A 12,530-nucleotide genomic window follows, 5' to 3' on the forward strand; every position below is an offset into this window, starting at 1 on the left:
TTTTAAGGTTTATTATAAGAAAATTGTCTAATCTCCTCCGCAATTATCATATCTCTTCTAGAATAAACACTTCCTCAATATTTTTTCTTTTTAAAGCTTTTGTCACGTTGTATGCTAAGATTAATGATGGATTGTACCTTCCCTGCTCTAGAGCAATGATTGTCTGTCGGGTTACATCCACAGCTTCTGCTAACTCTTCCTGAGTCATTTTAAGCTCTTTTCTAAATTTTTTAATTTCAGTCTTCATTTTTTCCCACAGTTTTAATTCGTTTTCAACTCCTCCGCTCCAGTTTATATAGGGTCATGACATTTATTATTCCACCTATGAGTGCTGTAATTATGAATAATATGCTTAAATTAGCTTTAATTCCACTAAAGCTTGAGAATATAATGGACATGATGATCATGGTTATGATCATCCCCCATGCAGCATTTCTCATGGCAATGGCGGAGTGGATCTGTTCTCTTTCATCCAGTGATTTTAAAGATGCGCTTAATGCATCCATAAATAAGAAAAGGAATAATACTGTAGCAATTAAATTAATAATTAAATTTTCTGTGAATAATATTCCAAATAAAAGACCTATTATTGCAACTGTTAAATAAACTGCCCCTTGCCAGGTTATTTTGTAACCCAAAAAACCCCGATTTTTTCTTTTGAACCATTCTGGTTTTGCAATAATCATTTTTCCACCTGTCAAAAATATATTACATTTTATGTAAGAAATATATTACATATTATTTAAATGTTTCTATTTTGTGGAAAAATATTACTCCGAATATAACTCATCTTCCCTTAACTGTTTAATCAGTTGAATATTTTGAAAATTAATTTAAATCACAGGATGGAGGCAGCACAGACTGTATCTGCACTGCCTGAGAAATAAAAGAAGAAAGTTTTATGTTTATGTGGGTGGCAAAACAGGTAGAGAAGTGGTGGATGGAGTCAGTATAAATAAACACATTAAATGAGTTAACTGATTACATGTGCAGTTTACTGAGAGTTTACAACAAGTACGCAGATAAACCACAAAAAAGAAGATTGGTCACAGTTTCTTAAGAATATCAAGTTGTTTCAGGAGAAAAACAGCCACTTTAGAGTCTTTTTTTAATCCAAAAAATAACCCTTCAAACCTCACCCTTCAATTCCTTTAACTCCTTCTTCATTCCTGCAACAAGTTGTGTTAGTTTCCTGATTCCATCCAAGGAAAAATTAATTGGAGAACTTTTGATATTTAAGTAGTCGATATGTCTCAAGTAATTAATGCTAGCTAATTTGTTGGGGTTATATTATTTGAACTATTTTTTCACATTTGATTCATTAAACTAACTAGAAAATTAGTTTATTTAACAATCTTAATCAAACTTGAAACTGTTACTTTTGTCATTTAAATCTTCCTTTGGTGCTTATTTCATGATTTAGTCTGCATGGATTGTGATTGTCTTCCCATAGCGGCCCACAAGCTTATAGTGATACCTGCGACTAGTATGGCACCTAGAAGCAGCGGAGCACTTGGGAATGCGCTGATGCTGTGGAGGAAAAATACAGCAACTATGGTAATGGTAAAGCCCCAAAAGACCGTCCAGTCTCCACAGAAAAAGTCAAAAAGCTCCCTCAGGATGCGGAGCGGAATAGGATACTTTTGCTGGGTTGGCTCTTTTATATTTGAATTCAGCGTACGTTGGCTTATCCACTTGATTAGTAGCAGGCACAACAGTAGATAGTACGCGATCAGCACGAGGATAAACAGATCAGAAAGCGGCCATGTGATGCCGAGCCCTTCTCCGCTCCAAAATGTACCGAATGTCACTAGCATGATGCCCACCATGAACTTGAGCGTATTTTCAGGGATATTGGTAAGCGGTTTGCGTATCGCCACACCCAGCACCATCACGACAATGAGCGCCATAAGAGCAGCGATACTGGTTGTTGAAAGCCCTTGAAATGCATCTGTAGCGCCGGTCAAACCGAAAGTGATAACGATCACGGCGACCTCCAATCCTTCAAGAAGTACACTTTTGAAGGAAGTTAGAAAACCGAATTTGCTGAATTTAGAGCTATCTTCGCCCATATCATCAAACTCATGTCTACGTGTCTCGTATATTCTGGCTTCATCATGTTTGGCCTTGAGCCCGGTATAACGTAAAATTGCCTTTTCCAGCCACTGGATACCGAAAAGCACTAAAATAACTCCGATCACAATGCGCAGGATATCGATAGGGACAAACAGGACGATAGCGCTGCCAAACACTGCAACAAGCACCGCCAATACGGCAAATCCTGCAACTGCACCCCACAAGCTGCTTTTCCAGTTGATTGTTGTACCGATGGCCAGTACGATAGTTAGGGCTTCGACGAATTCAACGATAGATGCCAAAAAAGCCGGTAAAAAAAGAGACCAGATCATACAACATTACTCCTGCAATTGCCTTAAATAATCCCTTAAAATATCCCATGCATCTTTACTTACTCTTGGAGCACCCGCATTTTTCATGATTCTACCTACTGGAGCTTTTGGTAATTCCATAAATCTCACCACATCATTATATTTTATTAAAATGATTCATTGCTATTAATATGGTATAGATGTTCTCATAATAAAATAATACTTAAATATTTTAAGTAATTAAAAATCTAATGAACTAGTTAAGTATTCGATATGTCTCAACTATCTTTTTCGGAGGTCATCGGGGTCAGCTAGGAAGTATGCATCCTGAACCTTATCCTTAAGTTTATGTCCCCATATGCTCCCGGATTTCCTCTGCCATTCCTGCGTTTATTAGTTGGGTGTTGAAGAATTTCCTGAGCATATGACTGGTTGCTTTGTTGAAGCATCCTCATTTGGTTCCCAGTTATTTAATGAGTAATGAAGAGCATTTGAAATTAAAAAAATATAAAATAAGATGGGATACCCTGGAAACTGGTATCATACATCAATACCTATAGAAGTCTGATAAAAATATTTTCCAAATTTATTAATTTTTCTATATTTTTCCATGTCTCTTCATTTGCATAAGTGTTGGAACATACATAATTACAAATCCAAGGATCATGGACAATATAATGTCTGTTGTGCTTAGTATTCCAGATATTATAAAGTTATAGTAGATGAAAACTGTTACAGGTGCGTATATTGCACTTGCAGTGACTACACCTGGAGAATATTCACCATACCGCAGGGTATAGTATGCATGCATTAAAAAATTTGTAAATATCCATGCAGCAGTGGCTAATCCTATCACCATAGTCCATTCATTGGTATAAAAGATTGCAAGAGATACTGATATTAGAACATAAGCCATGAGAATAATATTTCCAACGAAGAACTCTTTATAGTTTTTAGGTTGTCCATAATACTTTATAGCGAAAGGCATGAATCTTGGTGCTTCTTCAATAATATGTATAAAATAAGCTATTGGTACAAGCCATAAAATACTTAAATCCATTTTATTAATCCCCCTTTTAAAATTAATTATGATTTTTTAAAATTTATAGTAATAAATAACTATTTATTATAAAATTGAATAAAATTAATAATAGAATATTTACTCATATCTAACAAAATTTCCTAAAAATAAAATTTTGCCTAATCATTTTAGCTCCAACCTTTGATAGTTACTTGCAATAAGAGCAACTAAATAATCAAAAAAATAAGCCCCACTCAAGCCTCACCCTTCAACTCTTTTACTCTTTTTTCATTTCCACGACTTGTTTTTGTAAATTATTGATTTCATCCAAGGAGAAATTAATTGGAGAACTTTTTATATTTAGTGATCGATACTGTCTCAGGTAACTTTTTCGTAGGTCATCTGGGTCGGCTAGGAAATATGCGTCACGAACCCTATCCTTAAGCTTATGTCCCATCATTGGGGTCCTGAATTCTCTGCATTTCATCTATTAATTAGCTGGGTATTGAAGAGCTTAATAATAGGTGCTTTATGTTTTGTAAAAAATGGAAATTTTCATAAAAAATAAATTTAGAAAAAGGTTTGGTTAATAAACTGAACATTTGAGCTATAAAAGTCATTGTTTAAAGAAACGTTTAGCTCCAAAATTAGTGTTCTTAGTAGTTTTCCTTTTCCTTTTGATACAAAAGTAATATTTTTCGCACCCAATTCAACATTGGTTAGCTGGTATGAGAATTTACCTGCACTGTCGGTTGTGACACTTTGATTGTTTATGGTTAAATTAGCCCCAGGCTCTGTAGTTCCAGTAACTTCAAATGTATCCATGGATTGACTAACCGGTTTGATATCTGTGACATTCAGTGCTGTTATCGACATAACAAACCACATACCAAGAGCCACAGCAGCTATAATTATTATCAAAAACACAACAAAAATTCCAATCAAAATTTTAGTAGCTGTGGTTCGTCGTTGCCACCATCCTTTTTTTTCCTTCCTTTCTTCAGGAATGTCTGACATTGTATCCTCCGCAATTTTTTTTATAACATTTGGAAAATGTAAAAAATTACAATTCCTGTTAAAGATGTAATATTATATTAAAAATAGTTATTGTAAGAAAAAAATACTGAAATAGACAGAAATTAATTATTCAAATTAATTGGGGAACTGTTCACGTTTACGTATTTTATATACAATTTCAAACTCTAATAAGTTTCAACATAATCATTTTAAAATCTGAATTAAATTAAATGAATATTAAGCGGTTATTTTAATCATTATATTTTATTTAAATAGTTTTTACTTAAATAACGGTTCAAAATAGAATTAAAATCAAATAACCAATTAAAATTAACTAAAAATCATTTCCATCTCTTATTTAATATGCCTAATGATTATTTATCACTTGAATCAATTAACCACCGTGGATTCTACTTACAGAACCACGGATAACATGGTACCCCTGGAGTTTTTCTTTTAAAACAGCCGCACAATTATTCACTGGGTCTCCAGAACAATACAATAATGTAATAGTACCATTCTCTTTTTCTAAATTTCTAATTATGCCCTGTAGTGTTTTTTTATTTTTGAGTTCACTACGGTATTGTTCTTTAAATTTATCAAAATTCAGGTTATTTTTATTTAAAAAAGCGTAACAGTTAGATGATGGTGCTATTTCCTTAAGAAATAAGTTAACTTCTGATTTTTCAAAGTCTACGTCCTCAACACATATTTCTTCAACCATTATTCTAAAACCATCTTCATTCAGTGCTGGTTCTTGAATATTTTTAATTTTTATCATGAAATTCTCCGCATATAAATTTCATGGAAAAGTTATTTATCCTCTATTTGTCTGCCATTATTTAATTATTGATTAACTGATTAAGTCACTTATTAATTTTCAACACTTAATCTGAATCTGGAAAACAATCCCATGCCTATTATAAATAGTATGGCGGTGAGAACTGCGCTCCAGGCCAGGTCATAAGTAATGGCACTCAATCCATTTCCATATATCAAAACTGATTTCAATGCATTTAAAATATGAGTCCAGGGAAGTATATCATATATCTGGAAAGATCTACCCATTATTTCACCTACCACTACTTGGGGAAGCTGGAAAAATGCTCCAACCACGAAGCTGGTAGGTACCACAACCATTATACCTAAATTAAATGCTTGAGTATCATTTTTTGCAAAAGAGGCAATTATCATTCCCAATGCAATAGAACCAATTCCTCCAATGACTCCTATAAACATGGCCAGCACAATGGAGTTTAAACCTCCTTGCCAGTTGAAACCCATTATCAAAGCAACTGTAAGTAGAATTAAAACCTGAATAGCTGCCACTATTGACCATGGGATTAGTGCACCAAATAACATGTCAAATGATCGCATTTTGGATATTCTTAAACGAGCTAAAGTACCTTTTTCCACTTCCTTGGTTAAACTGGCTGCCACTGTAGTGGCCAGAAGTAAAATGGCAAACAGCATCATTCCTGGAGCTAGGAAGTCAAACTGGGAAAAAGATTCCGTCCCAGAAACTGATTCCACATCTCCTTCAAACAATTTTAGAGGTTTAGCCGAAGATCCTGATGTCTGGCTTTGGATATTGGCCACCAGATTATCCTGATACTCCCCTATTATTTTAATCAATACTACTTGAGAAACTGCAAAGCCCATGCTGGATGAATCTCCACTAATAATTAATTTAAGGGTATCGTTATTTGAATTATTATTAGATGATGTTGTTCCTGTTGTTTGCGCAGTGATTGAATCCTCCATTTTATCCACAGTAGTTTGTGAAAAATTTTTGGGAATTATGATCATTGCATCAGCTTCTTTAAGCTGTATAAGCTTATTTGCAGAAGATTCTGAAGTATTTATAACGTTAAATAACTTAACATCACTATCTTCATATTCAGAATCACGTAAAATTTCGGTTAGATTATTTCCAAAATTAACATCTTCATTGGTTAATGGCATCGTTGCACCTTCATCAAGGTTAACAACTGCCAGATTATGAGTTTCATTACTTGTACCCATACCCCCAAAGGCAATTCCAAAAATGATCATGAAAAACATGGGAAAGAGCAATATCATGAAAAGACCTCTGCGGTCTCTTATAAGTTCTTTAAAATCTTTAATGGCTACACTGATGAATTTCATGTTACTCCCTCAAACTGGTTCCAGTTAATTCAATGAAAACATCCTCCAATGTATTGGGGTGCAGTGATAAATCAGCAATCTCATTATTCATTTCCTGAACTTTATTCATTATCTCTGGAAGTTTCCCAACTGCATTTAAAGTCTTTATGTTTATTTTACCATCAACTTCAGTAATTGAATCAATATTTTCTATGGTTTTAAGTCTAAAAATCACTTCCTGATTCATTTTAGAATCAGCCAAGTGTATCTCCACTATATCTCCCTCACCAAACTCTTTTTTAAGATTTTCAGGAGTATCCAGTCGTAACAGTTTTCCATGATCAATTATGGCAATGCGATCTGAAAGTCCGTCTGCTTCATCCATTAAATGTGTGGTTAAAATAACTGTTTTCCCTTCATTATCCCTCAATGAACGGATGAAATTCCATAGAACCCTTCTTGATTGAGGATCAAGTCCCTCTGAAGGTTCATCCAGAACTACTATCTCTGGAGAGTGTATTAATGCCATAGCTAGATTTAATCTGCGTTTCATTCCTCCGGATAGGTTAGAAACCATTGTGTTTGCTTTATCCGTTAGTATAAGGTCTTCTAATAGGTTTTTTACTCTAGTTTTCAATATATCCTCTGGAACTTCGTACATTTGGCCCATGAACTTCAAACTCTCTTTACAGGTAAGGCTTTCCCATAAAACTATGTCTTGAGGACATATTCCAATTTTAAGTCTATCTGCATGGGCAATGTCTTCACCATCAATTAATATTTCCCCACCAGTTGGGCGAAGTAAACCCACCATCATCTTGATTGATGTGGTTTTTCCAGCACCATTAGGGCCTAAAAATCCAAATACTTCCCCTCTTTTTATTTTTAAATTAAGATTATCTACTGCTACAAAATCTCCAAAAGATTTAAAGAGATTTTTTGCCTCGATTATGAACTCATTCACCATAATATCTTCCTGGCATTCTTTTTTAAATCAAGAATTTATTTATAAAAATAACAAAATGTCAATTACTATAAATATCAGTAAAATGGGATTTTTAGGAAATCTAATTTACTATTTTTTTACATTATGCCAATATCATTAGCCTCTGCTAATCTTTCACATGATCCACGGTCATGGTGAGTCTTAAGAGTCACCCACTCATAAAGGGTCATGGTAATTACAGGACCAAATGCAGCCTCCTGAATGTTTTCAAGCAGTATTTCATCCAATTTCGCAGGATCATCCTTTAGTTAGGCGTAGTCATACATGCAATTATCACGGAAATATCGGCCCGGTCTTTCAATGAATAACCCATTTTCCTTGCACTGTGGACATTTTAGGTAGATTTAAGATTTCATAATACTAATAAGATTCTTATGTTAAATCAATTTTTGGGCCTTAATGGTCAATGCACTCCCATTTATGAATTAACTGGTGAATTTTAAAATTAATTAATCCATATGCCTTATACCATGTTTCCAAGAAAATCTGAAGCATATATTCAGCAATATTGTCATTAATACTTTTTTTACTCATGGCTGCACATATTTATTAAGTATTCAAACACATACCTTATAATACATAATAATAGGACGGGGAAATATGAAAAAAATAACAAATAAGCCCTGGTTTGGGCCTAAACGTGTTGGTTATGGGCCGGCTCCAAGAACGTGGCAAGGATGGGTTATTACCCTGGTGTGGTTGATATCGATAGTTTCGACTTTACTTTATCTGCATAGCATTTCTGCATTGACCATTGTCAATATCGCAATCGTAATCATAGTTGCAGCAATCATTCTTTTAACCATTGCTGCTTTAACCTATGGGCCAGATGAAGATGAAAAAAGTTAATTTTTTCAAAAGTTAGTTTTTTCAATATTCTTCTTTTTAATGGGAAAATTCAGGAAAAAAATAATTCCAGGTTAAAAAATGTATAAAACGTATAATAACATCTGGGAAAGACTGGGGATTTTTCTAGGGCCAATACTGATAACTATTTTCATCTGCTTCAAAGTTAGTGACCCTAATTTTTCATGGCTTGCTTTTTTATACTGGATTCATCTACCACTGGTTATGATCCATGAAACAGAAGAGTATATTCTCTCTCCAATCGGGTTTGAAAAATTCGCCAACTATTACACGGTATTGAGTAAAGATCCACCAGAGGAAGACTCACCCCTATCGCCAGCTTACAAATTATTTGTAAACATGTCCATTTGGATTTGGGCTGTACTGGGTGCGTTACTGGTCACTGTTTTACCATGGGTTGGTATGGGGTTAATATTCTTCCAGTTACTCATAAACGGCATACAACATACCATTATCTTCCAGATAAAAAAACCAGGTTATAATCCTGGATTTTTAACCACCTGGTTGGTTTTAAACCCATTTTGTGTGGTAACCATCTTCTATGCCTATCATGCCCATGCTTTAAGCTCCCTGGACTGGCTACTTTCATTGGTACTGGGTGTTGGTTTTATAGGGGTCCTGCTTCTGAAAACCACTAGTAAACGAAAAGAAGAATAGGTACTAATTTTTCATTTTATTAATTATTTTTCTAATTTGTTTAGTGGATTAAAATAAAAATAAAATTTAATTCATGGTATCACCATGTTAAATTCGTAATCAAAACCTGAAAAAAGTTCTAAAAATTCTTTTAAATCTTCAGGATTTCCTTTAAATTTTGATTTGTCATTTGTAATTTCATCATAACTGGTTTCACCAAGCAGTAGGGCTACAAATGTTGGAATGGAAAGAGCCAGTTCAATGTCGGGTGATGTTTCCTGGTAGTTCATCCGGGGTATTAAAACCGAATCTTCAAAATCCAGGTTGCATTTTTGGTTTCTATCGGTTAAATCCAGGTTTATTTTAATTTCTTTCCCTTCTGCTATATTTTTGTCTATTAAAAGTCCCATAAATTCGAATAATAATTCTGTGGGCATATTTAAGAGTGCATCTGTTATATCTACCGATGTGGCAATTTTGTTTCCTCTTAATTCAGCAGCACCCACTAGGAAATTATTTCTCCATGTTCCACTTTCTGTCTGGTATCCTAACTGTTCCAGTGCATCTGCTTCTAAATAACGGGCATTTTTGTTGCTGGGATCGGCAAATACCAGGTGTTTGCATACCTCAGCCACCCAACGGTAATCCCCTTCATCAAAGGATTTTTTAGCTTTCCTGAGAACTTCTTCTGGTCCGCCCATGAATTCCACATATCTTTTAGCAGCTTCTTCTGGTGGTAGAGCGTACAGGTTTGCTGGATTTCCGTCGTACCAGCCTAAATAGAACTGGTATATGGCCTTTGAATTGTGGTTGAAACTACCATAATAATCCCTTAAGTACCATTCATTCTCCAAGCTTGGGGGGAGTTTCATTTCTTCTGCTATTTCAATTGGTGTGTGTCCCTGATTAGCCAATCTTAAGGATTGGTCATGTAAAAACTTGTAGGCATTTCTCTCCTTTTTTAGCATGTCAATGATCTTGTTATTTCCCCATTTAGGCCAGTGATGCTGTGCTATGAGAGTCTCTATTTCATCACCGTAGGTGAGTAGTATGCTGTCAATTGCTTTCCACCATTTCTTGGCATCCCGTACCTTGGCACCTCTTAAAGTAAGGATGTTGTGAATGTGATGGGTCACAACTTCTGCTGCGTTAAATAATTTAAACTGAGGATAGTACATCATGAATTCTGCCGGGGCTTCGGTTCCACTGGCCATTAAAAACTCAATATCCACCCCGTCCACTGTTATTTTTTCTCCACTTTTCCTGATTATTGTGGTGGGAGCAATTAAGGAGGAAGATCCTACAGATGCATTTTTTCCCAGGCCCACATCTACCTGCCCTCTGGCTGATTTATTCAGGGTGAACCCGTACATGTAATTGGCCCGTCTGAGCATGGCATTTCCTGCATATACATTTTCACTCATGGCTTCCTCCATAAAACCTTCCGGAGCTATAACCTGAACTTCTCCCTTATCTACCTGTTCCTGGCTTATAACACCCTTCACTCCACCATAATGGTCCACGTGGCTATGGGTGTAAATAACCGCTTTTACTGGTTTAGTTCCCCTATTTTTATAGTATAATTCCATTCCTGCCCTGGCAGTTTCATTAGAAACTAAAGGATCAATGACTATTATCCCACTATCCCCTTCAATAATGGTGATATTAGCTATATCATATGATCGTATTTGATAAACCCTATCCTGGACCTTGTATAGTCCACTGTACAAATTTAGCTGTGCCTGTCTCCACAAACTGGGATTAACAGTTGGCTCCCACTCGCCCTTAAGGAATTCATAGCCCTTCATATCCCAGAGAATAGTTGCGTCGTCACCTTTAATGATTAAACTTTCATCAGTTTCTATAAAGCCCTTTTGGGCCTCTTTAAAGTCAACATCATCACTAAAGGGTAGTTTTTCCTTCAGTTCTTCGTTAAATTTTTTGGTTATTTGCGATGCATCCTTACTATTTTTTGTAAACTCTTCCATAGTATCACAAGCTTTATTATGTACAGATTTATTCCTTTGAATATTTTCCCTTTTAAATCCCAAATGAGTGGTGAATAGGTTTTTTAAGCATATTTTGAATAATTATTCTCAAAGCTTTATAAAAAATCAATTAATTTTTGTAGCCCATTTTTTTTGTTTGTAGCCATTATTTTCCCAATTATTTAAAGTGGAGTAAATAATTTGGTTTTTTAGCATTTACTCATACCAAACAGAGCTTTTAAAGTTTTAAAACGGCAATAGTTTCCTATTTAAATATTTTCATCCACAAAAATTAGATCATCACCCCGATTCTACTCATTTCCCATCTAAATTCCTTCAAGTCAATTATTGATAGTATATAATTAAACACTATAATGGTATAAAATATTTAATAAATACTATTTTTTAGATACACTAAAATTAGTCAAATTTCACTATTTAATTCCCATTTACGTAACTGAACTAGGCCAGTATGAATCACAATCCGAGCAATACATTTCAGTTTTTTTCTAAAAATCCTAACGGGAGAATATTATTGGTATAAGTAAAAACTAGAGAATTTTTTTGTAAAGAATAGAAAGTAAAAATTTTATGAATAGGTTAAGTTCATTTTAATGTAGTTGGGTCATGAATTATTGATTGAGTTTTAAATTTTATAGATGTATATTCCAATCATTAGTCCCACAATTGCACCTATCACCAAAAGGAGGATAGCAATAATATCCTTCATTTTTTGACTTGTATTTTCCATTTTACTAATTTTAGAGAGTTTGTAATCGTGTGTTAAGTCATATGCAAATAGTATAACAATTAAAACAAATAATACTGCAACTAAATAGTTAAAAAACACATTTCCAGAATATGAAGGTGCTGACATTTGAAAGTAAGTTAATATTAAGGATATTGCTAAAATTAAAATTGTTATTGATAAAAGAAGTTTATTGTTATCATATTTTTTACTCTCAAATATGCCTAAAACAATAAGAAATGCGCATAACCCCTCAAACATTATGTAATTGTTCGCAACAGCAACAATCATAAAGATACTGCCTAAAATAATGTTATTTTTGGGTGATCCTTTTTCCATTTTAACCATTTTACTAATAATTTTTAATTATTATTTCAAATATCTTCATATTTTCTGATAATGATCAAACTAGGTTGATTGGAAGTAATATAAAAACTTAGTTTAATAATTTTATTTGTCTAAAAATCCTCAAACCTCAATTTTTAAATATCTTAATTCTTTATTCATTGACGTGACTATCGCAAAGTCTATTATTCTTCTTTGCAGTTTTCTTATCACATCTTTGAGAATTAACTTGAAATTTTCACATTTAAGCAATCGACATATTGTCTCAGCTAACTTTTTCTCTAGCCATCGGGGTGGTTAGGAAGTATGCGTCCTGAACCCTACATTTAATCTTATGTCATGACATATGTTCTCTTATTTCCTTGTGGCTTCCTCTATTTATTGGTAG

Annotated in this window: 15 protein-coding genes; 2 read left to right on the forward strand and 13 right to left on the reverse strand. The window is 34.2% G+C overall.

Annotation, left to right across the window (positions count from 1 at the left end; all coding sequences use genetic code 11):
• Positions 1-46: 46 nt before the first annotated feature.
• The 11 genes from A994_RS07495 to A994_RS13285 form a co-directional block, all read right to left on the reverse strand.
• Positions 47-247 (reverse strand): helix-turn-helix transcriptional regulator, encoded by a 201-nt coding sequence (locus tag A994_RS07495; protein WP_004030809.1) that lies wholly within the window; start codon positions 245-247, stop codon positions 47-49.
• Between the two features lie 25 nt (positions 248-272).
• On the reverse strand, positions 273-686 hold the full coding sequence (locus A994_RS07500; RefSeq protein WP_004030810.1) for a hypothetical protein: 414 nt from the start codon (positions 684-686) through the stop codon (positions 273-275).
• A gap of 726 nt (positions 687-1,412) precedes the next feature.
• On the reverse strand, positions 1,413-2,408 hold the full coding sequence (locus tag A994_RS07505) for a COG4280 domain-containing protein (RefSeq protein WP_004030811.1): 996 nt from the start codon (positions 2,406-2,408) through the stop codon (positions 1,413-1,415).
• Positions 2,409-2,414: 6 nt separating this feature from the next.
• Positions 2,415-2,528 carry a histone-like protein gene (locus tag A994_RS13060; RefSeq protein WP_004030812.1) on the reverse strand — a complete coding sequence of 38 codons (114 nt, stop codon included), beginning with the start codon at positions 2,526-2,528 and terminating at the stop codon, positions 2,415-2,417.
• Positions 2,529-2,985: 457 nt separating this feature from the next.
• Positions 2,986-3,447 (reverse strand): HXXEE domain-containing protein, encoded by a 462-nt coding sequence (locus A994_RS07510; RefSeq protein ID WP_004030813.1) that lies wholly within the window; start codon positions 3,445-3,447, stop codon positions 2,986-2,988.
• A gap of 238 nt (positions 3,448-3,685) precedes the next feature.
• The gene (locus A994_RS13400; protein WP_237739719.1) at positions 3,686-3,865 is read right to left on the reverse strand and encodes a hypothetical protein; all 180 of its coding nucleotides are present in this window, start codon (positions 3,863-3,865) and stop codon (positions 3,686-3,688) included.
• Positions 3,866-3,978: 113 nt separating this feature from the next.
• Positions 3,979-4,425: an Ig-like domain-containing protein gene (locus A994_RS07520; RefSeq protein ID WP_004030815.1), complete on the reverse strand. Its 447-nt coding sequence runs from the start codon at positions 4,423-4,425 to the stop codon at positions 3,979-3,981.
• A gap of 394 nt (positions 4,426-4,819) precedes the next feature.
• Positions 4,820-5,206, reverse strand: coding sequence for a DUF488 domain-containing protein (locus tag A994_RS07525; RefSeq protein ID WP_004030816.1), 387 nt, complete (start codon positions 5,204-5,206; stop codon positions 4,820-4,822).
• A 92-nt stretch (positions 5,207-5,298) separates the two neighbouring features.
• Positions 5,299-6,573 (reverse strand): ABC transporter permease, encoded by a 1,275-nt coding sequence (locus A994_RS07530; RefSeq protein ID WP_004030817.1) that lies wholly within the window; start codon positions 6,571-6,573, stop codon positions 5,299-5,301.
• Position 6,574: 1 nt separating this feature from the next.
• Positions 6,575-7,516 (reverse strand): ABC transporter ATP-binding protein, encoded by a 942-nt coding sequence (locus tag A994_RS07535; RefSeq protein WP_192812709.1) that lies wholly within the window; start codon positions 7,514-7,516, stop codon positions 6,575-6,577.
• A 119-nt stretch (positions 7,517-7,635) separates the two neighbouring features.
• The gene (locus A994_RS13285; RefSeq protein ID WP_157787269.1) at positions 7,636-7,785 is read right to left on the reverse strand and encodes a hypothetical protein; all 150 of its coding nucleotides are present in this window, start codon (positions 7,783-7,785) and stop codon (positions 7,636-7,638) included.
• Between the two features lie 472 nt (positions 7,786-8,257).
• Here A994_RS13285 and A994_RS13545 point away from each other — a divergent pair, with 472 nt between their 5' ends.
• A complete protein-coding gene (locus A994_RS13545; protein ID WP_237739720.1) occupies positions 8,258-8,407 on the forward strand; it encodes a hypothetical protein in 150 nt (49 codons plus the stop codon).
• Positions 8,408-8,485: 78 nt separating this feature from the next.
• The gene (locus A994_RS07545) at positions 8,486-9,082 is read left to right on the forward strand and encodes an HXXEE domain-containing protein (RefSeq protein WP_004030820.1); all 597 of its coding nucleotides are present in this window, start codon (positions 8,486-8,488) and stop codon (positions 9,080-9,082) included.
• Positions 9,083-9,153: 71 nt separating this feature from the next.
• Here A994_RS07545 and A994_RS07550 read toward each other — a convergent pair whose 3' ends face one another.
• Together A994_RS07550 and A994_RS07555 are read right to left on the reverse strand one after the other, a co-directional pair.
• Positions 9,154-11,049, reverse strand: coding sequence for an alkyl/aryl-sulfatase (locus A994_RS07550; protein ID WP_004030821.1), 1,896 nt, complete (start codon positions 11,047-11,049; stop codon positions 9,154-9,156).
• 646 nt (positions 11,050-11,695) lie between these two features.
• Positions 11,696-12,136, reverse strand: a complete 441-nt coding sequence (locus tag A994_RS07555; protein WP_004030822.1) for a hypothetical protein — start codon at positions 12,134-12,136, stop codon at positions 11,696-11,698.
• Between the last annotated feature and the right edge of the window lie 394 nt (positions 12,137-12,530).

Source organism: Methanobacterium formicicum DSM 3637, assembly GCF_000302455.1.
GTDB classification, from domain to species: domain Archaea; phylum Methanobacteriota; class Methanobacteria; order Methanobacteriales; family Methanobacteriaceae; genus Methanobacterium; species Methanobacterium formicicum_A.

What these genes read in the sequence shown, in the direction of transcription:
- A994_RS07520 (WP_004030815.1), bottom strand. Translation starts at nt 4,425, where the DNA reads ATGTCAGACATTCCTGAAGAAAGGAAGGAAAAAAAAGGATGGTGGCAA.
- A994_RS07510 (WP_004030813.1), bottom strand. Translation starts at nt 3,447, where the DNA reads ATGGATTTAAGTATTTTATGGCTTGTACCAATAGCTTATTTTATACAT.
- A994_RS07505 (WP_004030811.1), bottom strand. Translation starts at nt 2,408, where the DNA reads ATGATCTGGTCTCTTTTTTTACCGGCTTTTTTGGCATCTATCGTTGAA.
- A994_RS07545 (WP_004030820.1), top strand. Translation starts at nt 8,486, where the DNA reads ATGTATAAAACGTATAATAACATCTGGGAAAGACTGGGGATTTTTCTA.
- A994_RS07525 (WP_004030816.1), bottom strand. Translation starts at nt 5,206, where the DNA reads ATGATAAAAATTAAAAATATTCAAGAACCAGCACTGAATGAAGATGGT.
- A994_RS13400 (WP_237739719.1), bottom strand. Translation starts at nt 3,865, where the DNA reads ATGGGACATAAGCTTAAGGATAGGGTTCGTGACGCATATTTCCTAGCC.
- A994_RS07550 (WP_004030821.1), bottom strand. Translation starts at nt 11,049, where the DNA reads ATGGAAGAGTTTACAAAAAATAGTAAGGATGCATCGCAAATAACCAAA.
- A994_RS07555 (WP_004030822.1), bottom strand. Translation starts at nt 12,136, where the DNA reads ATGGAAAAAGGATCACCCAAAAATAACATTATTTTAGGCAGTATCTTT.
- A994_RS13060 (WP_004030812.1), bottom strand. Translation starts at nt 2,528, where the DNA reads ATGGAATTACCAAAAGCTCCAGTAGGTAGAATCATGAAAAATGCGGGT.
- A994_RS07530 (WP_004030817.1), bottom strand. Translation starts at nt 6,573, where the DNA reads ATGAAATTCATCAGTGTAGCCATTAAAGATTTTAAAGAACTTATAAGA.
- A994_RS07500 (WP_004030810.1), bottom strand. Translation starts at nt 686, where the DNA reads ATGATTATTGCAAAACCAGAATGGTTCAAAAGAAAAAATCGGGGTTTT.
- A994_RS07495 (WP_004030809.1), bottom strand. Translation starts at nt 247, where the DNA reads ATGAAGACTGAAATTAAAAAATTTAGAAAAGAGCTTAAAATGACTCAG.